General features: G+C 56.1%; 19 protein-coding genes. 2 read left to right on the top strand and 17 right to left on the bottom strand.

Going from position 1 to position 21,032, the window contains the following annotated elements; translation table 11 throughout:
• From JI721_RS10530 to JI721_RS10480, 11 genes are all read right to left on the bottom strand, one after another.
• Complete coding sequence (locus JI721_RS10530; protein ID WP_274454836.1) at positions 1 to 936, bottom strand: succinylglutamate desuccinylase/aspartoacylase family protein; 936 nt, start codon at positions 934 to 936, stop codon at positions 1 to 3.
• Positions 937 to 948: 12 nt separating this feature from the next.
• The gene (gene nikC / locus JI721_RS10525) at positions 949 to 1,860 is read right to left on the bottom strand and encodes a nickel transporter permease (RefSeq protein WP_274454835.1); all 912 of its coding nucleotides are present in this window, start codon (positions 1,858 to 1,860) and stop codon (positions 949 to 951) included.
• Position 1,861: 1 nt separating this feature from the next.
• Positions 1,862 to 2,851 carry an ABC transporter permease gene (locus JI721_RS10520; protein WP_274454834.1) on the bottom strand — a complete coding sequence of 330 codons (990 nt, stop codon included), beginning with the start codon at positions 2,849 to 2,851 and terminating at the stop codon, positions 1,862 to 1,864.
• A 52-nt stretch (positions 2,852 to 2,903) separates the two neighbouring features.
• Positions 2,904 to 4,496: an ABC transporter substrate-binding protein gene (locus JI721_RS10515; RefSeq protein ID WP_274454833.1), complete on the bottom strand. Its 1,593-nt coding sequence runs from the start codon at positions 4,494 to 4,496 to the stop codon at positions 2,904 to 2,906.
• Positions 4,497 to 4,531: 35 nt separating this feature from the next.
• A complete protein-coding gene (locus JI721_RS10510; protein ID WP_274454832.1) occupies positions 4,532 to 5,728 on the bottom strand; it encodes a M24 family metallopeptidase in 1,197 nt (398 codons plus the stop codon).
• A 178-nt stretch (positions 5,729 to 5,906) separates the two neighbouring features.
• Positions 5,907 to 6,182, bottom strand: coding sequence for a HesB/YadR/YfhF family protein (locus JI721_RS10505; protein WP_274454831.1), 276 nt, complete (start codon positions 6,180 to 6,182; stop codon positions 5,907 to 5,909).
• A 282-nt stretch (positions 6,183 to 6,464) separates the two neighbouring features.
• Complete coding sequence (locus JI721_RS10500) at positions 6,465 to 7,448, bottom strand: 2-keto-3-deoxygluconate permease (RefSeq protein ID WP_274454830.1); 984 nt, start codon at positions 7,446 to 7,448, stop codon at positions 6,465 to 6,467.
• Positions 7,449 to 7,587: 139 nt separating this feature from the next.
• Positions 7,588 to 8,616 carry a 4-hydroxythreonine-4-phosphate dehydrogenase PdxA gene (gene pdxA, locus JI721_RS10495; RefSeq protein WP_274454829.1) on the bottom strand — a complete coding sequence of 343 codons (1,029 nt, stop codon included), beginning with the start codon at positions 8,614 to 8,616 and terminating at the stop codon, positions 7,588 to 7,590.
• A gap of 47 nt (positions 8,617 to 8,663) precedes the next feature.
• Positions 8,664 to 10,007 carry a four-carbon acid sugar kinase family protein gene (locus JI721_RS10490; protein ID WP_274454828.1) on the bottom strand — a complete coding sequence of 448 codons (1,344 nt, stop codon included), beginning with the start codon at positions 10,005 to 10,007 and terminating at the stop codon, positions 8,664 to 8,666.
• 28 nt (positions 10,008 to 10,035) lie between these two features.
• Entirely contained in the window at positions 10,036 to 10,788 is a 753-nt protein-coding gene (locus tag JI721_RS10485; RefSeq protein ID WP_274454827.1) for a LacI family DNA-binding transcriptional regulator, read from the bottom strand.
• Positions 10,789 to 11,027: 239 nt separating this feature from the next.
• Positions 11,028 to 11,234, bottom strand: a complete 207-nt coding sequence (locus tag JI721_RS10480; RefSeq protein ID WP_274454826.1) for a hypothetical protein — start codon at positions 11,232 to 11,234, stop codon at positions 11,028 to 11,030.
• 68 nt (positions 11,235 to 11,302) lie between these two features.
• On the opposite strand from JI721_RS10480, the gene JI721_RS10475 reads away from it, so the two are divergent.
• Positions 11,303 to 11,437, top strand: a complete 135-nt coding sequence (locus tag JI721_RS10475; RefSeq protein ID WP_274454825.1) for a hypothetical protein — start codon at positions 11,303 to 11,305, stop codon at positions 11,435 to 11,437.
• Positions 11,438 to 11,534: 97 nt separating this feature from the next.
• Here JI721_RS10475 and JI721_RS10470 read toward each other — a convergent pair whose 3' ends face one another.
• Together JI721_RS10470 and pruA are read right to left on the bottom strand one after the other, a co-directional pair.
• Positions 11,535 to 12,449 carry a proline dehydrogenase gene (locus tag JI721_RS10470; protein ID WP_274454823.1) on the bottom strand — a complete coding sequence of 305 codons (915 nt, stop codon included), beginning with the start codon at positions 12,447 to 12,449 and terminating at the stop codon, positions 11,535 to 11,537.
• 122 nt (positions 12,450 to 12,571) lie between these two features.
• Entirely contained in the window at positions 12,572 to 14,119 is a 1,548-nt protein-coding gene (pruA, locus tag JI721_RS10465) for an L-glutamate gamma-semialdehyde dehydrogenase (RefSeq protein WP_274454822.1), read from the bottom strand.
• A gap of 199 nt (positions 14,120 to 14,318) precedes the next feature.
• On the opposite strand from pruA, the gene JI721_RS10460 reads away from it, so the two are divergent.
• Positions 14,319 to 15,689 carry a sigma 54-interacting transcriptional regulator gene (locus JI721_RS10460; RefSeq protein ID WP_274454821.1) on the top strand — a complete coding sequence of 457 codons (1,371 nt, stop codon included), beginning with the start codon at positions 14,319 to 14,321 and terminating at the stop codon, positions 15,687 to 15,689.
• Positions 15,690 to 15,739: 50 nt separating this feature from the next.
• Here the strand turns inward: JI721_RS10460 and JI721_RS10455 are convergent, their stop codons facing one another.
• The 4 genes from JI721_RS10455 to JI721_RS10440 all read right to left on the bottom strand — a co-directional run bounded on the left by JI721_RS10455 (position 15,740) and on the right by JI721_RS10440 (position 20,916).
• Positions 15,740 to 16,810: an acyl-CoA dehydrogenase family protein gene (locus JI721_RS10455; protein WP_274454820.1), complete on the bottom strand. Its 1,071-nt coding sequence runs from the start codon at positions 16,808 to 16,810 to the stop codon at positions 15,740 to 15,742.
• A complete protein-coding gene (locus tag JI721_RS10450) occupies positions 16,807 to 17,997 on the bottom strand; it encodes an acyl-CoA dehydrogenase family protein (protein ID WP_274454819.1) in 1,191 nt (396 codons plus the stop codon). Before JI721_RS10450 ends, JI721_RS10455 begins: the two co-directional genes overlap by 4 nt.
• A gap of 19 nt (positions 17,998 to 18,016) precedes the next feature.
• A complete protein-coding gene (locus JI721_RS10445; protein WP_274454818.1) occupies positions 18,017 to 19,045 on the bottom strand; it encodes an MFS transporter in 1,029 nt (342 codons plus the stop codon).
• Positions 19,046 to 19,149: 104 nt separating this feature from the next.
• Positions 19,150 to 20,916, bottom strand: coding sequence for an IS1634 family transposase (locus JI721_RS10440; protein ID WP_274454817.1), 1,767 nt, complete (start codon positions 20,914 to 20,916; stop codon positions 19,150 to 19,152).
• Between the last annotated feature and the right edge of the window lie 116 nt (positions 20,917 to 21,032).

Raw genomic sequence — 21,032 nt, 5'->3', positions numbered from 1 at the left:
TCACTTCGCCTCCGCTGTATCCAGGTTCCCAATCATAAATCCATAATCACCGGGGCTCACCTTGCCAACCTCACCTCTCATGAGAATGACAAGATTATGTGCAAACGGGGCACGGATGACCTCTAGTTCCTCAAAAGTTTGTGGGTTATAAATAGTCGCAAGGGGTTGTTGGCCTTCCAGCACACAGCCGACTGCATCAAACCCGAAGTGTGGCACCAGCAGCCCGCCCTGATGCGGCCGAATGGACGCGATTTCTGTTACCACAGTTTGCTCGGGAGCTGGCACTACCGCGCCAGGCAGCATCTCCAGGTGCCGCATCATGTTCAACAACCCCTGAACTCCCCGCTCAATGTGCTTCTCATAGTTGGGTCCACCGCCAATTTCGACGGTGACGCTGGGGATGCCGCGTTCCGCAACCACCGTCGCCGTCGTGCCTTCGTACGGATGTGCGGGTCGGTACAGCACCGGGCTGTTGAACGCTCGCGAAAGTGACTCATCATTCTGAATGTAAACGTAATCGACAATTGGCACTGCCCCGCCTGAATGCAGGTCCACGTATACATCGATTTTTGTGAGAAAGTGACGAACCAGCGCATCCGCGAGTTGCTCGGACACCCACCCGTCCGCATCCCCAGGAAAGAGCCTGTTCAAGTTGTTCATATCAACCGGTGTATTGCGTGTCAGGCTTTCGAAGGCAAGCGGATTTGCAACAGGTACCAATTTCAGCGTTCCGGAGAGTTCGTTCTCGTCCAGCTGGGTGTAGAGTCTGCGGATGATTTCCGTGCCGATGATTTCATCGCCGTGAACCGCCGCAGAAACTCCAAGCACCGGTCCAGGTTTCGCTCCCTGAATGGTGTGAAGCGGAAAACAAAGCGGGGCTCCATTGGACAGGTGAGTCACAACGACTTGTTCAAACTGGCGTGCATGCGTTGACATCGTAACGCCTCCTTAGGAAAGTTTGGTGTCAGATAGGTCGCGGATTCCGTCTCCGAGCAAGTTAAAGCCGAGCACCGTGATCATAATGGCGATGCCAGGAAACAGCGATAAATGTGGCGCTGATTGAATAAACTTCATGCCGTACGCAAGCATCCAGCCCCAACTTGGTGTGGGAGGCTGAACGCCTAACCCTAAGAAGCTCATCGTCGCTTCCGCAACAATGGCCTGCCCAATGCCGAGCGTGGCGAGCACAACGATCGGTGCCAGACAGTTGGGTAAGATATTCGCAAAGAGAATGCGAAGGTCGCTTGAACCGACCGTGCGCGCGGCTTGAACGTACTCCTCTTCACGCAGCGCCATGGTACTGGCGCGCACAACCCGTGCATAACTCGTCCAGAACACCAGGCCAAGGGCGATAATGACGTTGAGTTCGCCAGGGCCAAGCACAGCGACCAACCCAATCGCAAGCAGGAAAAACGGAAACGACAACACGATGTCGACAATGCGCATGATGACCATGTCGAGCCATCCCCCGTAGTACCCCGCAATCAGGCCGATTGGCACCCCAATGAGCAGCGCTAACCCAACAGAGATAAACCCCACGGTGAGTGATGCCTGCGCACCATAGAGCAGCCGTGTCAGCACGTCTCGCCCAAACTCATCGGTTCCTAGTAGGTGTCCGTGCTGCATCGGTCCCAGCAGTCGATTGGGCATATCCATCACATTCGGGTTGTCCGGTGACAGGACAGGCGCCAAGAGGGCCGCAAGTACAACAATCAGTGTCAGCGTCCCGCCAATCACCACGGATTTGTTGCTCATCGCTTTACGAAGCCAGCTCGGCCTGCGCCATGGACGCTTGACAATGGCATCTGGGTTCGGAGCATCCCCTGGCAAGACCGACTCAGATAAAGGTGCGGTCGTCAACTCAGGCACCCCCTTGCCGAATCTTGGGATTGATCACTGCGTATAAGATGTCAACCAACAAGTTGACTGCGGAGAATAGCAACGCAATGATGAGTACACACCCCTGAACCACCGGATAGTCTCGTTGGCTGATCGCCGTCACCGTCAATTGACCAACGCCCGGCCAAGCGAAGACCGTCTCCGTTGCAATCGCGCCCCCCAGCAGTGTGCCGAACTGCAGCCCCACCACCGTTATAATAGGAAGCAACGCGTTTCGAAGCGCATGCTTGACCACCACCACGAACCCGCGAACCCCTTTGGCTTCCGCTGTTCTGATGTAATCCTCTTTGAGTACTTCGAGCATGGCCGAGCGAATCATCCGGGTGATCAGCGCTGCCCCCATGACACCCAGTGAAAACGCAGGCATCAGGATGTGCGACAAACTGCTCAGAAGGTCATACACGTCGCCCGTGGAAATCGCAGTTCCAATCGCTTGCAGCAAGGGTGGGCCATCTCCGAAGGAAGGGAGCCAGCCAAGATGAACGGAAAACGCAAGAATCAAGAGCATGCCGAGCCAAAACACCGGCATGGATACACCGACTTGAGCCAGTGCCATACTGCAGTAGTCCAGCCAGGAAAACTGCTTCACGGCCGATAAGATGCCCAGGGGTACTGCAATGATCAAAGCGATGATCATGGCCACAACCGCGAGCTCTATGGTCGCCGGAAGGTCCTGACGAATCAGACTGATGACTGGCTCATTTTGATAGATCGAGTTGCCAAGGTTTCCATGCAACAGGTTTTGAATATAGATCCACAACTGTACGTAGAGCGGCTTGTTTAAACCAAGCAATGCATCCAGATGCTTTACCGCTGCAGGACTCGCGTTTTGCCCCAATATGACCATGCCTGGGTCCCCAGGTATCAGGTGCAAAAGAAGGAATGTAATCACCGTGATACCCAGCACGGTCGGAATGAACAGCAACAAACGCTTTACGATGTACGTTCCCACTTCGGCATTCCTTCCTTGTGCGAGTGGAGGGAAAACGTACCCTCCACCCAGGTTATTTGAGTTCTGCTTTCCATAAACCGTACAAACTGCCACTGGGGTTGTACTGGAACCCGGTCAAATTTTTCGTATACATGACGACATATTTCTGATAACCGATCACGTCGTACGCAACGTCCTTGTTGATTAGAGCGGCCGCCTGCTGATAAATGGCCGCACGCTGGGTCTGCTGCTGTACGGCGCGTCCCTCGCTGAGCAGTTTGTCGACCTGCGGATTGCTGTAGCTGCCCCAGTTGTTCGTTCCTCCCGTGTAGAACTGTGTATACATCGCTCGATCCGGATCAACCAGATTTAACCATCCAAGCAGTGCGATGTCGTACTTCCCAGCGATCAGGTTCGATTGAAACGTCGCCCAGGGCGCAATCGACACCTTTGTTTGAATCCCGTTTTGTTGCAGCACATTTTGCAGGTATTGAACGGTTTGAACACGGTTCGGATCTTCAGAATGTGTCGAGAGGGTAATGGTCAGTTTCTGACCATTCTTTTCAAAGACACCATCGCTCCCCAACGTCCATCCATCGCTTTCGAGCAACTGCTTGGCTTTTGCCGGGTCATAGTTGTACTGAGGCGTGCTGCTGGTATACGCCCATGAATTTGGCAGCAGCACGGATACGCCAGGTGTATCCAGCCCTTGATAGATGGAACTCGTAATGGACTGCTTGTCTATCAATGAGGCGATTGCTTCGCGCACCTTTGGGTCTTTCAAAAACTGATTCTTGAAATTGAAATTCAAGTAGTCAAAACCTAATCCAGTGGTTTGATCGACCACATACTGGCTTTCCTTCTCAATGCGGGTGACATCTTGTGGTGACAGAGGAGACTGTACCAGGTCAACGCCACCGGATTCCAAAGCCGCGGCGCGGGTTGAATTATCAGGGATGATGTCGTAGTCAATCTCGTTTGTCTTTGGAGCACCAGCCCAATAGTTCGAATTTGCCTGCAGAACAATTTTGCTGTTCTTCGTCCAACTGACAAACTTGTACGGTCCTGTACCGACAGGATGCGTTTGCAGTGGATCGCCCGACTTCGTCGCAATGTGCTCCGGAACAATGCCGAGTGTCATGTAGCTCAAGAGCGGTGCATAAGGCTCGGACAGGTCAAATTCGATGGTGCTGTTGTTTAGAATTTTGATCGTCTTGATTGGCTGGTACAAACTCGCGTACGGCGCCTTTGTGCTTGGGTTGATTTCGGATTCATACGTATACTTCACATCCTCGGCCGTCAAAGGTGTACCGTCTTGAAATTTTACGCCTTGCCGAAGGTGGAAGATCCACGTGGTTGGATTGGGATTGCTCCAACTCGTCGCCAGATCCGGTTCAGGGTTCAATTTACTATCCAGCCGTACTAATCCTTCGTATACCAGGTCTTCAACACGTTGGTCTGTGGTGTTGGTAGAGAGGCGTGGATCGAGATTCTCAGCATCTACATCGAGTCCCACTTTAATGACACCGGCGGCCGCAGCGCCGCTCCCCGACGAATTGCCGCCGGCGTTGCTGCTACCTGGCGCCTGATTGCTGCACCCTGCCAATACGGCACTTAAACCAATGGCCATAGATGCCAGCGTGATGGTGATGCGTTTCCTTTTCATGTGTTTTACCCCCCAATTCTATCGCGTTTCTTGATTTAGGCGTTGATTGCATCGAGATACTTGACATCCCTGGAACTCTGGGTCAGCACTTCGCAGCCAGTCGATGTTACGACGACCACGTCTTCGATTCTTACACCGAATTCACCGGGCAAGTAGATACCGGGTTCAACGGTGATGACCATCCCCTCCTCCATCGGATCCTGGTTATACTGATGAACAAAGGGTCCTTCATGCGCTTCCAGCCCTAACCCATGTCCGGTTCTATGGATGAAGTACTGGTCTAACCCCCTCCTCGCAAATTGGTTTCGTATGAACAAGTCGAGCTCGGAAAACCGCATGCCCGGCTTGATGAGGTCGAGTGCCTGGAGGTGAGCCTCAAGCACTACGCTGTATACATCTGAAAATCGCGGATTCCCCTTACCATAAAAGGCGGTACGAGTGATGTCAGAGCAGTAGTTATGAAACACGCCGCCAATATCAATCGTGATGGCTTGCTCAGCGTGCAGCCATTGCCCTGTTGGCGAATGATGCGGATTTGCCGAATTCGGACCAAAGCAAATGATTGGCTCGAAGGCCAGCGCCCAAACGTTATGCTCCATAAACAAACCTCGTGCATTTTCGGCCATCTGCCGTTCAGACGTTGGTAATGCCTGCAATTGCATCATCTCGTGAACGACTGCATCCGCAATTCGGGAGGCCTGGCGCAAGACCTGGATTTCGTCAGCATCTTTCACCTCGCGCAATCTTTCCACAATGCGCGACGCTACAAATTTTGCATGCGGCCGAACAGCCATCAGTTCCAACAAAAAGGTACTGGGCCAATTCGCGTCGACACCAACAGTGCTGTTCTCTGGCAATGCTTTTCCAAGCACCAAAGGAGCCGACATGCCATCGCTCCAAAAGACAACGCGGATCCCTTCCATGTCCCGGTCATTGACCCGGTCGGCAAACATCTCATGGATGTAAAGGGTGGGTGTCTCATAAGGAGACAAGAGCAATGCAGTCATCCGCTCGCCGGTATCGAGGCGCTGGCCCGTCAAGTACAAAAGATTGGGGATCGAGGATACAAGCACGTGCGACAGTTCTGTTTCTTGGATTCGCTCGACCACTTGCGCAATGCGCTTGGTGTGCGCCACCATATCACCTTCCTCGGAAAATTGAAAATAAAAAGCGCCGAACGAACCCTGTGCTATCGGTTTCCCGCAGCACTCAGGAACAGTTCGGCGCTTCAATTCCGCTGTGTAAATCGGGGGATTCCGACCTACCGGAATTGAGTCTAACTGCAGATTATTATGTTAGGCAGAGTATAATACTCAATTCTATCAATTGCAACAAATACTTTTCGGACGACGCAGATGCGCCGCCCATCAGGTCATTTGAACGTTCGTAGAATCCAGCGGTAATCGTTTCCTAACAAATCTGGTAGACGATATCGTCCGCTGCTTCGTCGTAGTCAATCCGCAAGCTCTTGTCATTCAAATACCAAGCATCATCGGCTGTCACAAAAAAGTAAATCCCGGCGACCGTTTCCGACACCGCCACGTTGTCGGGCTTGGCCTTGCCGACGCCCAGCGAAAATCCGCCGTCTCCCCCGTATCGCACGAATACCCGTACATGGTCACCGCTCGTAAAGCCCCACTCGCTTTGAAACCACTGCAGCGCGGTCTCCGTCACGGATATCTTCACTTGCCTCACCCCTTTGGATACCGCATCATGCGTAACCTGGTAAGGTCCTATCCAATGTACCACCAAGCGTCCGCAGCAGCAAAACCGTTCCGCGCATCTCGATGTCACTGTATCGCGTACGCCCTTAGCTCGTGGCTTTCATCGACGCCACGAACGACGCCACAATCGCCAGAAACGCATCCATAATCTCTGGATAAATGTTGCCGATGGTCCCGAAGCTCGGAGATACATCTTTTTGACTGATCCTCTGTGACCTGACAGCCCTTCCCGCGCCGTGTCTGCTTAGGCGGTTTTCGCTGAAGTCCCCACTTCGCCCCGTCTCTTCTCTACACGACGCGAGTACCACGCCGTCAGAATCGGAACGAGAATCGACGTCACGATGACAGCTGCAGCCACCTGGACGGTAGCCGTCGCGGCAATACCTTTATACCCAGCGTACACAGCAGCGACAGCAACCGGAACTGCCGCCGCATTCCCTGCGGTAGAAGCACCTGCAAGGCCCGCCAAACCAGAGCCGCCGGTGAGTTTGTCAAGGAGAATCAAAACAATCCCCGTCACTACGACGACCGCAAGGCCGAGGACCAACCCCGAAGCACCCGCCGATACAACGTTTGATAGATTGATGCCGAAACCGAGTGCCAATGCGAACATCGGAATCAAAACGGCTTGTCCTTGGCTCAAGAATTTTCGCATGTCCTTATCCAGGTTCCCAAGAATCATCCCTAGAACAAGCGGCAAAATGGCATAAATAAAGGACATCAACGGGAATGAGGCGAGTCCCGCCACCCCCAGAATCAACATCGTAAAGAACGGGCCGGATTCAAGCGACATGATGGAGTAAGCGGCTACATCCTCCGCACGCCTTCCGAACTGTCCCATCAACGCCATGTAAAGCCCGCCGTTGGTATCCGAGAACGCTGCAATAATGGCGAGCGCCGACAAGCCAAGCACCATGTGATTCTGGTCGGGTGCAAGCGTTTTAATCAGCACGCCGATGACCGCCGCGACAATGATTTTACCCAACCAAAGAGAAATACCCTTTTTCAGAATATAGCCCGCGGCTTTGAACTCAATCGTGGACCCGAGGCAAATATAGAAGGCAGCCAGCAGTGCGCTGGCGCTCGTCATCAGCCCGCCCGTAAACGAACTCTTGAACACCGTGTTGTCCGCCAGATGCGGCCAGATGGTGCGGATGATTGCGCCAATCAATAAGGGAATAATCATCATGCCGCCCGGAATTTTGTCAATCGCTCTCTTGATACCCAATTTGAACCCTCTTTTCTTGGTAACATCGCGCGCGTGCTAAGCACCTCGAACGTTTTCGGCGCCTGCACCGGTGCGCTCAAGCTTTGGAAAACAAATTCTGCTGGGATGGCCTGACCAGCCACCCCAGGCAACGCCCCTGTTACCGTGTGCCCCCGTTTAGAAAATCGGCCGCGACCAGCATCGCCGCGATCATACTCTGTTCACGTGCAATGCCTTTGCCAGCAATGTCGAAGGCAGTGCCGTGATCGACCGATGTTCTTAAAATTGGCAGACCCAGGGTCACGTTGATGCCGGTATCGAAACCGAGCATTTTAATGGCAATGTGGCCTTGGTCGTGGTACATCGCAATCACCACATCAAACTCCCCCGAAGCTGCACGTGCGTACACGGAGTCTGGAGGCAGTGGCCCCGTGACATTGAACCCCTCCGCGACAGCAGCCTCAACCGCCGGGATGATTTGTTTGATCTCTTCATCGCCAAACAAGCCGCTTTCCCCCGCATGAGGGTTGAGACCGGCCACCGCAATCCGTGGGTTGGGTACACCGAACCGCGCCAACGATTCGCCCGTCAGTCGGATTCGTTCAAGAACCCTGTCTTTCGTCGCCATGTCAACCGCCTGCTTCAAACTGACATGGGTCGTGACATGAACCACGCGAAGGCCTGCGTTGACGAGCATCATCGCAGAATGAGGAGAACCGGACAACGCAGCGAGTGCTTCGGTATGCCCCGGGTACTTAATGCCGGCTAGTTTCCACGCTTCTTTATTCAGCGGCGCCGTACAAATGGCGTCAATCTTCTGGTCAACCGCCAGCTTCACGGCTCGTTCCAGGTAATCGTAAGCGCACCGACCCGCTGTGGCGGAGAGCTCACCCCAAGGCAAGTCGCTCGGAACGTTGTGCAGGTCGATCACGTCGATGACGCCGGACACAGTGCCCGCCTCACGCGGCTCCTGAATCGAGCGCAGTTGGGGTACCATTGGCAGCTTGCCTGCCTGGTGCAGGATGTCCATCGCTGCATGCAGTCGACTGCGGTCTCCAATAATGCATGTTGTGACCCGGTCGGTGACCTGTGTGCTCAGAGCTGTCAATACGCAGATTTCCGGACCGATTCCAGCAGGGTCTCCCATCGTCATTGCGACAATCGGCTTTATTTTTTCTTCATTTTCCATACCATCCATCTCCTGTTGTGCTAATTGAATGAAGTGTACACAAGGACTCACCCCAAGGGTGCATCCATTGCTGCGTGCTTACCCAACAGGAATTCCGCCGCATTTCGCAGCGCGTCTTCCTCGCCAAATCCCCCTGCCTTGGTCACGAGCGGAATGTGACCTCGCTCAGTTTCAATGGTGCTCCACGGCACGCCAGGCATCACTTCGCCCAGCGGCCAAATCGCGTGGGCAGACATCGCCTGACACAGCGCCAGTGCAGTATCGCCGCCGGTTGCGACGAAGCCGAGAGAGGATGCTGCACGTCCGGAAGAGCGCCTGACACCCTCCATCACGACCTGTGCCAAATCCTCCTCAAACGTACCAGGCAGGGCTGGATGACGGCGGGCCCGCTCCCCGCCCAGAACAACACCGACAACCGGCTGGTCCTCGAATCGGACGAACGCTTCCTTCGCTTTTGCGATTTCTGTCACCCGCGTGGCCGGATGTGCCAAACGTACTGGGTCCAGTTCGACAATCGGGGCACGCAGCACAGAAGCTGCGTACGTCAGTTGTTGATGAGCCACTGGGTTGGCACTCCCAACAGCGATGATGACTCGTCGGCATACACGGCCCGATTGCAGTGCGTCCTGTGCAGTTGGCACATGGTCTGCCTCTGTCGCAGAGGTTTCCTCCGAACATCCCCAGATTTGCGCCAATGGTTTGGCCAGACCTGCGGAACCACAAGGGATGACCCTGCGTTGAGCCGCGATTCCGTGCGCAATCTGTGCCAAGTCATGTTCGGTTCGCGCGTCTACGACGATGATGGCATGTGGATGCGATACTTCCTTGATGGCACGCGCGATCTCTTCGCTTCCCTCGGCGACGACGTCCCGACCGATTTCCACAACCGGCAGCGAGGTCGTCTCCTGAACCCGCTGGCTCACACGGTCGTGCATCACCGGGTTGTGTGGGTCTTGTGCGAACGCCGTCTGAGTGACAGGCACGCCGTGAACAAATAACCTGCCGTTCTCCACCGTTCGTCCATGGGCAGGAAGGGTGGGCGCCAGCACAGCGTGCGTACGACCAGTCGCTGCGAGCAACGCCTCAATCTCACACCCGATATGACCGCGGAGTGTCGAGTCTACCTTTTTGAACAAGAAAAAAGGCTGCTGTACGGAAGCTGCGAGCAGTTTCGCCGCACCGCCAACTCGATGTGCGGCCTCATCACTTGTCAAGACACGGCTTTCTGAGTCAAACACCTGGACAACGTCCGGCCCGAATGACAACGTCCACGGTGAAACGGGTGAAAAACTGACTCGAACTCGGCGGCGGTCCGTTCGAAAGTAGTTGGCAGCATCCGCAGCACCCGTCAAGTCGTCTGCAAGAATGTAGATTGGCTGCGCGCTCCCCATGATAATCCCTTCTTTCAGGCCAATTCCGTCAAGGTTTCTCGGGTTGCCCTGTTTCTATCACATGAACACCAGAGGCCAAGACGACATCGCGGAATGGTTGGGGTACATAATCTGTAACGATGACATCAATGTCGGCCAGCGGCGCAAAGCTTTGCAGACTTGCATCACAAAACTTGTCGTGATGAACCAGCAAAACCTTTTTACCAGCGTTCGCCAAGGCTGCTCGTTTTACGCTGTACGTGGATGGGTTCAGGTTAAACAACCCGGTTCGGATGTCCACGCGCGCTGAAGACAGGAAATACACGTTCGACGGATGCCGGCGAAAGTATTCATCAGTCTCTTCGCCAAATACCGCTGCCATCGCTGGAACGTAGAGTCCGGGTGCCAGGTGTACATGAATCCCGCGTCTGGCTGCAGGTTGAAGCACAGCCAAGGAATTCGTATAAACGAGCACATTTGATGGTAAATAGTACACCAGCTGCGCAACTGTGGACCCAGAGTCCAACGCAATCACGTCAGATGGTTCGACCAGCCCAGCCGCCGACGTTGCAATGGCGCGCTTGATCGGCAAGTCCTGTCTGGACCGCGTCTCAAAAGCGGGACCGTACTCCTCATCCGCCCCCATACGCAAACTGCGTCCTGCTTCATTGGGTTGATAGTTCATCTCATGGGCAATCGCACGAATTCGTTCGGCAAGCGCACTGTCACGAATGACGACGCCGTTCAATACGCGCGACACGGTTGAGTAGGAAGTCCCCGCTGCGATTGCAATATCCTTCATCGTGACCATCCATCCACACCCCAAAACTGAATACGTTTGCTGAAATCGTATTCAATATGAATCATCCTACTTCACGTTTCGAAGATTGTAAAGCCCCTGCCTACTGCCGCCCCCAGTTAGAGGTAGAAAGGGTACCGGTGCGATGAATATGACAATACAAAAAGCTCACAACCCTGAATCGTGAAGGACTGTGAGCGAGTCTGTCATGCCCCTCCCCTGAGGGGCCTTCGCTGCCTCGTTTACTGATTCTTGCTCCAACGGATAATTGCGCCGCTCTCCAGCACTTCCGCTCCGTCGACATGCCTTAACTGAGAAAAGGTGTCATGCGGCACCGAGACCATCACAACCGTGCGCTGGTACAGCTTCCTGCCAATCAAAGCGCCGAGCGTCAGAAGCGGGTCTAGCTGGCTTGTGACAATCGCACTCGGCGCTGGTCGCCATGGCACAAGGGACCCTCGCAGGCACGTCCATCGCCAACGACACATGTGCGTTCGGCACAGCTGGAGAGTCCCGTGTGCAACAAGCGATGCAGCACGTCAAGGATGTCCGCGCCGCAGCCCTGATTCAGTTCCATCCGGGCATTGCGGAGGCCCGTGCGGACCTGTACGGCAACGCGCTTGAGGTATCTCCGTCAAAAACCGCAGGATGAGACAGAACTTCAGAAGCCGATCAGGCGCAATGCCTGCCCCCTCCCTGGGGGCGGGGACTGCCCCCGAGGGCTGTCCCACCGACGCCAAGATGGCGTCTCAGTGCAAAATCCCCCGCAAAACGAACCCGACGTTGGCTGGGCGTTCCGCGAGGCGCCGCATAAAGTAGCCGTACCAATCGTCACCGTACGGGACGTAGATGCGAACCGGGTAGCCTTCGCGCACCAGTTTTTCCTGGAGGTCGGTGCGGATTCCGTAGAGCATCTGGAACTCATACTGGCCTTCCGACAGGCCGTGTTGCTGGATGACCTGCTTGGCGTGATCGATCATCTGTTCGTCGTGCGTCGCGATGGAAGTCAGCCCGGGACTCGGCAAATGGATGTCCAGCAGCCGCTTGTAATTGGCGTCCACATCGGACTTCTCCGGATAGGCCACCGTGGGAGGTTCCTTGTAGGCACCCTTCACGATGCGGATATTTGCCCCCATCTGCGCAAGCTCTTCCACGTCCTTCTCGCTGCGGTACAGATAGGCCTGGATGACTGTCTGCACCTTGTCGTACGACGCGGCGAATTCGCGGAACAGGTCGAGGGTGATTTGGCAGTGACTGAAGTCCTCCATGTCGATGTTGACCCAGATGTCATGCCGTGCAGCGTAGTCCAAAATCTCGACCATGTGAGCCTTGCACAAGTCCTCTCGGATGTCGAGGCCAAGCTGGGTCATCTTCACGCTCAGCGACGCATTGACGCCGCTGTTGTGAATCGCCTCCAACGTACGCAGGCAAAAATCGGCCGAGGCGCGCGCATCGCGCTCGTCTTCGACGAATTCGCCAAGGTGGTCGAGCGTCACAGCCATGCCGCTTTGGTTCATCTTCCGAACCGTTTCGATGGCGCTGTCAATCGTCTCTCCAGCGACGAAGCGCTGCGCGCCGTAGCGAAGACCGTACCGCTTCGCCAGGTTGGACAGTGTGCGATTCTGAGCGAGATGCAAAAAGAATGAGCGCATCGCAGCTTCCATGATGAACTCTCCCTTACCCGACCCTCGCCCCGGCCGACTCAACACAACCAGAGGCGAGGGATGGCATGAAATGAGAACGGCAGTGCCATGAGAACCCTAGTGCCACGAACACCCCAGGGCCATTAGAACCGCTCGGTGACCGTCTTTGGCTGCACGAAGTTCAACAGGTAGTCCTTCGATCCGGCTTTCGCGTCGGTGCCTGACATATCGAACCCGCCGAAGGGCTGTACGCCAACGAGCGATCCGGTACACCGGCGGTTGAAGTACAGGTTGCCGCAGTGCATGTGGCGGCGCGCGTACTCAAGCCGCTCCCGCTTTCGGCTGAAGACGGCACCCGTCAAACCGTACTCCGTGTCGTTGAAGACGCGGACCCCCTCTTCGAAGCTGGAGACTTTGCAAATTCCGAGCACCGGGCCAAAGATTTCCTCCTGCATGATGCGCGCCTTCGGGTCGACGTCCACGAAAATCGTGGGCTTCACGAAGTAACCGGTCGAGTCATCCGCTTCTCCGCCCAGCACCAAGCGGCCTTCCCCTTTGCCGATCTCGATGTACTGCGTTATCTTCTGGAACGCCTTCGCGTCGATGACGGGGCCGACGTTCGGGTTCTCCTCCGCCGGGCCAACCGTCAATTGCGACGCCCGCTCGACGATCTTCGCGACCAGTTCGTCGTACACCGCTTCATGAATGATGGCGCGCGACCCGGCCGAGCACTTCTGCCCTTGGAACCCGAATGCTGCAGCGACAATCTCCGCCGCGGCCCAGTCCAAATCGGCGGTTTCGTCGACAACCGACCCGTCCTTGCCGCCCATCTCCGCGACGACACGCTTAATCCACCGCTGCTTTTCGCTGCGTCGGTGCGCCACCTCGTCAATGTGCAAGCCGACTTGTTTGGAACCGGTGAACGAAATGAACCGTACATCCGGGTGGCCGGTCATGTAGTCGCCAATCTCCGCCGGATCGCCCGGGACAAAATTCAGCACGCCAGCTGGCAGATGCAACTCCTGCATGATCTCAACAAACTTTGCCGCCATCACGGACGACAGCGGAGACGGCTTCAGCAGCACCGTGTTCCCCGTGACCAAGGCAGAGACGACCGTGCCCGTCAAAATCGCAAGCGGGAAGTTCCATGGTGGGATCACGACGCCAACCCCAAGCGGGATGTACATCATCCGATTGTCTTCGCCGGGCCACGGAATGAGCTCCTGACCTTTGTCGAGCTCAATGGCGCTTCTCGCGTAAAACTCGAGAAAGTCAATCGCTTCGTTGACGTCGCCGTCCGCTTCCGCCCAGTTCTTCCCGGACTCGAGAATCTGCCACGCCATCAGTTCTGCCTTGCGATCGCGCATGATTTGCGCAGCCTTGAACAGGTACATGGCCCGCTCCTGAAACGACGTCTGCGACCAGGTCTCGAACGCCCGGCTTGCCGCCGCAATGGCGCGGTCAATGTGGTCCCGCGTCGCCTGACTGACATGGCCGACGACTTCCGCATGCTTCGACGGGTTGAGGGATGGCAGCACGCGTTCTGTCGTGACCGCCTGCCCGTCAATGAAAAGCGGGTATGTCTTCCCAAACTGCGACCGCACCTGCGCAATCGCTTTCTTCAGCTCTGCAGACCGTTCCGGCGTCGTCCAATCGATTACCGGCTCGTTTTGATAAGGTTTCACCGTCATCGTACATCCCCCTCGCTCAGTCGTTGACCCACACCATGTGTTTAAAATTAAACACATTCGTCAAAAACGTTTAAAATAAATCATGTCTGTATTCTAACGTCCACCGTGTGATTCGCGCAACTAGGAAATTGTGCGTCAATCCCCTATAGTAAGTGGAGATCAACCGTGGATTTCAACTTTTGCTTGGATGGTGTGTTCGATGTGGAATGAACGCGAGGGCCAAATCCATGCGTTTTACGAGAGCCTGCTGGACGCCATGCCAGAGGCGGTGACGGTGGTCGACCGCTCCGGCACCGTGCTCAGTTGGAACCGCGCAGCGGAGCGGCTGTACGAGATTCCGCGCGAAGACATCGTCGGCCAGCCGATTGCGCAATTCTTTCAGCGCGCGTCGCTGATGCTGCTGCAGGTGATGGACAGCGGCCTGCCGGTGTACGGCGTGTACCACCAGCCGCGCCCCGACAAGCACGTATACATCAACACCGTGCCGGTCACAGATGACAGCGGAGAACTCATCGGCGCCATTTCGATTGAACAGGACATCACCGACGTCGTCCGACTCAACGAAGAACGGTTTCACCAGCAAGACATGGGTGGGAACGAACAGTGGCAGCCCATCCTCGATACGAGCAACCGTGATCTGAAAGAAGCGCTGACATTCCTCGAGCAGCTCGAGGCCGCCGACCCAAGCGCGGCCGTCTTGCTGATTGGAGAGAGCGGTGTGGGCAAGTCCATCCTGGCTCGGTTCATCCATGCGAAAAGCCGCAGCGGTCCGTTCGTGTCCATCGACTGCCGAGCCCTGACGGAAGGCCTGCTGGACGTGGAACTCTTCGGTCAGGACGCACACTACTTCGCACACGCGTCGACCCAGAAAGTGGGCAAACTCGAACTCGCAGCGGAAGGCACCGTGTTTCTGCGGCACATCGACAAGATGGCTGTCCCCACGCAAGCCAAGCTGGCCCAAGCGCTTCAGGAAGGCGGCATCACAAAATCGGACGGTGAATTTACACCCCTGCGCTGCCGCATCATCGCGTCCATCGACACCGCCCCCGTGGAGAACGCTGCATCGATGTCCGAGGACCATCGCGATGCACCCTCACCCGTCCCACTCACACCAGAGCTGCTGTACATGTTCCATCCGATGACCCTCCCGCCGCTGAGGGAGCGCCGGGAGGACATCGCCGGGATCTGCCGCTTTTATCTGCGCCAAGCGAGCAACCGCCTCGGTAAGCCGTTGCCGACGCTCAGGCCGGAAGTCACGGCTGCACTGGCTGCATACACCTGGCCCGGCAACCTCACGGAAGTCCAGAGAACGATGGAACGGCTGGTCATCACCGGCGGAGAAGCGCCGCTCGACTTCTCGGACATCCCACCCGCCATGCGCCCAATGACCGTGAAAGACGTGACGGATGCCGCCATGTCCCTGGGCTCACTGGCGGAGGAATTCGAGCGGGAACGCATTCAGCACGCCATGGCACAGACGGGCGGCAACAAGGCGAAGGCCGCAAGACTCCTCGGCATCTCCCGAGGCGCGTTGTACTACAAGCTCCGGCGGTACGGCATGAGCGAGTAGGCGCGTGCTGGCCCTGAAAAGTGTTGGGCGGTACAGTGTCGTTCGCTCGCTTACACGCCCGTCACCGCTCGCCACACCCCATGCTCGCGCAGTTCCGTCACGACCGACGGTGCCCACGCCGTGTCGTTCCCAAACTCTTGGCGCCAGGCCCAGAGGCGGCGGGTCAGATGATGCATGGGATACTCCTCTGTAAACCCCATCGCGCCATGCACTTGATGTGCATGGGTGGTCGACACATGGATGGCCTGGGCGAGGCGGACTTTGCCCAGCGCAATGGTCCACTCCGCCCGGCCGAGCGCCGCGCCCTCGGTGCTTGAGGCAGTGTCATTTGACGCCTCCGTTGCGGCGAGTGCCAAGTTCGCAATCGCCCGAACGGCGGCGACCTCTATGGCCATCTCGGCAATTTGCGCCTGCACTGCCTGAAACTTGCCGATCGGACGGCCAAACTGCTTGCGCTCGCCCGCGTATTGCAGGGTCATGTCGAGGATACGCTCAAGGGCGCCGGCAGAGAGCATCACGCGGGTGAGCGCTGCAAAGGACCGAACGGAGTCCTGGGACCAAGGGGATGGCAGTCCCCCCACATCCCCCGTCAGCGCTCCTTCCAGCACCACGGTGTCCCGCGGCTCGCCAGCTAAGTTGGTGCCGGACGTCACTTGAATGGACGATTGATCCACACAGGTGATCACGGGTTGATCGCCGTCGAATGCGAGGAACACGACGTGATCGGCCTGACGTGCCCACGCAACTTGCGTCCATCTCCCGGAAAGGCGAGTGCCCGATGCCGTATGTTCCACTTGCGGCTTGGACGCAGGCGTCACCCCAACGGTCAACACACCTTCCGGGATGGACAAACCGGCAGCGGTGAGAAGTCGACTTGCCAGAATCGACTCCGCCAACGGAACCGGGACCGCGTAATACCCCGCCACCTGAAGCAGGGCCAATGCATCCTCCCAAGTGAGGCCATCGTCGTCGAGCGTGGTAAATCCGTTGCCTGCCAGCGCTTGCCACAGTGTTTTGGGCCACGTTCCCTTGGCTGCCTGCGCAACCGTCTCCATGTCGCACGCATCGCGGAATACCCGATGTGCCGTCTCCACAATCATTTGCCGCACAGTCGTACTCATCGTAGACCCAGCCCCCTCGCCACAATGCCGCGCAAGATTTCGTTGGTGCCGCCGCGAATGGTGAATCCTGGCCCATGCAGAATCGCTTGGGCGAGCAGCGTCTCGGCAGCCGCGATGCCCGAATTCGCCGCGATCTCGTCGCTTACACCGACTCCACCCTCGCCATTGGTCCCAAGCTGCAGCACGCGCTCCGCCACCTCGGTCACCTTTCGTTCAAACCGGGTGCCCGCATCTTTCACGAGTGCGGCTTCGACCACCGGGTTCCCGCCCTGCTCGAGAATCCCGGCAATGGACAGCGAAAGTTGGCGCAAGGCCGCCAGTTCGCTGGCGAGTGCAGCGAGCTCGCGCTGCAGATATCTGTCCTCGCTGTGCTGGGTCACTTGGACGAGCGCCTCGAACAGCGGCATGGTGCTGAGGAACCGCTCCGGACCACTGCGCTCGTGTGCAAGTTCCTCCGTCACCTGGTGCCAGCCGTCACCCGGTTCACCGATGACCATGTCCTCTGAAATGTACACGTCGTTGAAGATGACCTCGTTGAAATGGTGCTCCCCGCTGATCAAATAGATAGGGCGGATGGTGACCGCCGGATCGCGAAGATCGATGATCACGTTCGTCAAACCGCCGTGCCGATCATCACCGGCGGGCCCGCTTCGGCACAACGCGATCATGTACTGACACCGATGCGCTCCACTGGACCATAATTTCTGTCCGCTGAGCCGCCAGCCAGCACCGTCGGGCGTGAGCTTTGCCTGTGCGGCGGACAAATCCGATCCGGCGTTCGGTTCGCTCATCCCGATGGCCCAATACGACACACCTTTCGCCATGTCTGGCAAGAAGCGCTCCTTTTGCGCTTCCGTGCCGTGGCGCAGAATCATCGGGCCCATCTGCCGGTCCGCAACCCAGTGTGCTCCCACCGGGGCCCCAGCAGCCAGGAGTTCTTCCATGACGACATACCGTTCCAGTGTCGACCGCGCATGACCACCGTACTTCTCCGGCCAGACCATGCCAATCCATCCCATCCGGCCGAGCTTCTCACTGAAGTCGGGATTAAATCCGCTCAACCAGGAATCCACCACAGGCACAAAGCCGCCCTTCGCTTGTTCATCGGCGAGAAACCGCCGGACGTCTTGTCTCAAGTCTTCCGCTGTGTCGGGGAGACGAATGGATTCAAACGTAAATCGACTCAATGGGCGATACCTCCCTGTATCAAACTGCGATCTCTTCGAGTTCCATCCGTGGGCTGATGCGACGTCCAAACAAGGTAATGATGCCACCGCAAAGCACGAGGACAGCGGCTAGAATCGGTACTGCCGACGGATGACCGGAACCCATGATCACACCGCCGATGGCTGGCATGAAGAATAGAGAGACTTGCGAGATACCAAGTGCGAACGATGTACCTGTTCCTCGTGCACGGGTCGGGAACGACTCCGCCGTGTATCGGGTGTAGCACCCGAACGTTCCATTCCCAAACAGCCCGAAGCCAATCAAGGAGAACAACACCCATCCGTACGAGCCGGGAATGGACAGGAGATACATGAAAACGGCAGCGATGATCGACAAGCCAATCAACAGATTGCGCGCCGGGATGACGTCAGCAAGGAAACCGACCGCCACTTGCGAAAACAACGCCGCAAAGTTACTGGCGGCAACGGCACCGGCGGCTTGGCCGATGGTGAGATGATCGACGCTCGTCAGGTACGCTGTCGCCAGCGAAAGGACGATCCCAATGCCGCCGTTGATGAAGAGTCCGAACAGGGAGGTCACGATGGTCTGACGAACGAGATCGGCGCCAAAAATCTGCTTGAGTCCTTGCTTTGTCGCCTTATGTTCGTCAATTTCATACTGGGTCTCGACCGTTTGGCCGTGTTCAATTTTGTCCCTCGCTTGAACAACCTTCGTCAAATCGCGAAAGCGAGGAGGTTCGCGCAACAGGAACGAGAACAAAATGATAAAGATCGCCGGTAAGAAGGCGAAAACAAAGAGGAGCCGCCAGTTTCCAGTTGGGAGAATGGCCGTGGCCACCACACCTGCGATGGCACCGCCAGCTGGATACCCGGCTTGCACAATCCCCATCAGAATGCCGCGTACACGTGAAGGCGCTTCTTCCGCCACGAGCACGTTCCCCGTAAACTCGGCGCCGATACCGATACCCGCCAAGAACCGGATGATGCCGAATTGCAAGGCGCTTCCGGCGAACGACGTGATTCCGCTAAAGATACCCGTTCCTAGCAAAACAATCTGAAAACTCCGTTTGCGGCCTAGCGTGAGTTTCCGGGTTATGTTAGCGAATGCTCAGGAACGTAAGCCCAGCAAGGGATTACGGGGGAGTCGTTGTATTACCCACCGATTCGATACTGATCCAAATTCAAAGCTTCCACAATGCGTCTTGTATCCGGATCCAGTTTACTCAGCGAGAACGATTGCCGATCCTTTTTGCTTGCACCTTTCTTTGGGTATACGGTGATGACCTGTTTGACTTCGCCCAGGATGTCCAGCATCCGATTGATGCTGATGTCGATCCCGTGACCATGCAGTTCCCGATTCAGCAGGCTGCACAAGCGAAGGGCCAGAACGCAGTAGAAGGCGTGGACCCGAATTTTTTGATCAGTCCAGTGATAGATCGGTCGAAAGTCCAGGTGATCTGCGTTCTTCATTTGTTTGAAGGCTTGCTCAATGTGATACTGCGACCGGTAAGCCGTGACAATCCGTTCGTTAGTCCAGTCGTGGTTGTCCGTGTAGAGAATTGTTTTCCCCAACTGACGTTTGCGCAGCTCTTCAAGCCGCGACAGGTCCAGCGAGAATTCCAACTGAACCGCATCCGACACGGTAGATAGCTCAACGACAAACAGATCTTTCATGAACTCTGCATGCAGAATCTGGTCGACCTGATGTTGGACGGAGCTGAGGGTGGGCTTGCGCCCTTTCCGAATCACTCCCTCCTGACGGGCCTTGAGAGTTGTCTGCAGTTCGCGCAGGCGAGTCGTGCACTTCTCGATGTTCTTTTGAATTCCCTGCAGTTGGCCTTCTTCCAGCCTGGGATTGTGGACTACAAGCACCGTCATGTCCTGACCATACGCTGGATACGTAGTGCGGTAGGCCGTGACCCCCTCGTACTTGGTGCCCGTAACCGGCACGAATTCTGCTCGGTCAATGTCCAGCAACGGTTTGCATTGGGAAAGCTTCAGGGAGCCAACTACGTGGAACTTCGTCGTTCCGGCTTGTAGCTGTTTGAGGTGTTCCGGCGAGTTGTTCCCTTTGTCGAACACAAGCGTTGGTTCAAGCTTCCGGTCGCAAATTTTTTCGAACCGCTTTTGTAGTCTTTCGACAACGTCCAGGAACTGCCTGGCATCCGGCTGGTTCCCCGCGTACACTTCATGAAAGAGCGGGACATTGAAATCCGGAGAGACCATCATGGATAAGCCGACGATCTTCAAATCGCCGCGTTTCTCTTTGCTATGGCCGCGCTGAGGCAGTTTGCTGTCCGAGTTGGTGTCCACAAATGTGAAGAAGTTTGTCGTGTCATAGATCAAGCAGTCCAGGCTCAGCCCGTAGGTTTGGACAACCTTTTGAGTAAACACATCCTCAAACTCACCAATCGCCTGTTCAGACAGGGCATTCATATGATCCCAAAAGCGTTGGCTGGACAAATGATGCGCCTTGGCTGGGATAACCCGATCCAGGCATGTTTTCGTGAACCATGCAGCAATCTTGCTTTTGCTTGTGGGATCCACCGCTCGATTGATCGCAGCAATGAGCATGTATTCTCCGATGGTCAGACCCTGCGAGCGCTTGGGAGCTACCTGATTGATGAGTTCCACGACACCCAGTCGCTTGGCCAAGTCATACAGTGCCATGACAGATCCAAACTCAAGGACAATGCTGTACTTGGGTTGGTCCAGATCAGATGGTGCATCCATGGCTGCAGCGATGTGCTCCGCACGGCCCAGATACTTCTGGCGTACGATGCGAGGCTTCCCGTCGACACGGGCTGATTCCACGAGGTAGTAATACACTTGGCCCTTCTTCTTCTTTTTGATGATGGAAGCCAGGTCAATCGCCACCTCTACAGTAGGGTAATACATACATTCGACAACGAAGTCCATTCACCTGCAAACGCGGCGCAAAATAGCCAAATCTACTAGAAATATACCGCGACAAAAGTAGGGTAATACTTTTGGATGGATATTCAACCACAAATATCCATCCAACAATTGCAGTT

Source organism: Alicyclobacillus cycloheptanicus (assembly GCF_028751525.1).
GTDB lineage: Bacteria > Bacillota > Bacilli > Alicyclobacillales > Alicyclobacillaceae > Alicyclobacillus_L > Alicyclobacillus_L cycloheptanicus.
Note: the sequence above shows the minus strand (reverse complement) of the source record. Positions and strands in the feature narration are given on the sequence as shown.

Coding starts and splice junctions, on each gene's coding strand:
- JI721_RS10530 (WP_274454836.1), bottom strand. CDS start 936: ATGTCAACGCATGCACGCCAGTTTGAACAAGTCGTTGTGACTCACCTG.
- pdxA (WP_274454829.1), bottom strand. CDS start 8,616: ATGGAAAATGAAGAAAAAATAAAGCCGATTGTCGCAATGACGATGGGA.
- JI721_RS10485 (WP_274454827.1), bottom strand. CDS start 10,788: ATGAAGGATATTGCAATCGCAGCGGGGACTTCCTACTCAACCGTGTCG.
- pruA (WP_274454822.1), bottom strand. CDS start 14,119: ATGACGGTGAAACCTTATCAAAACGAGCCGGTAATCGATTGGACGACG.
- JI721_RS10460 (WP_274454821.1), top strand. CDS start 14,319: ATGTGGAATGAACGCGAGGGCCAAATCCATGCGTTTTACGAGAGCCTG.
- JI721_RS10440 (WP_274454817.1), bottom strand. CDS start 20,916: ATGGACTTCGTTGTCGAATGTATGTATTACCCTACTGTAGAGGTGGCG.
- JI721_RS10455 (WP_274454820.1), bottom strand. CDS start 16,810: ATGAGTACGACTGTGCGGCAAATGATTGTGGAGACGGCACATCGGGTA.
- JI721_RS10515 (WP_274454833.1), bottom strand. CDS start 4,496: ATGAAAAGGAAACGCATCACCATCACGCTGGCATCTATGGCCATTGGT.
- JI721_RS10470 (WP_274454823.1), bottom strand. CDS start 12,449: ATGGAAGCTGCGATGCGCTCATTCTTTTTGCATCTCGCTCAGAATCGC.
- JI721_RS10490 (WP_274454828.1), bottom strand. CDS start 10,007: ATGGGGAGCGCGCAGCCAATCTACATTCTTGCAGACGACTTGACGGGT.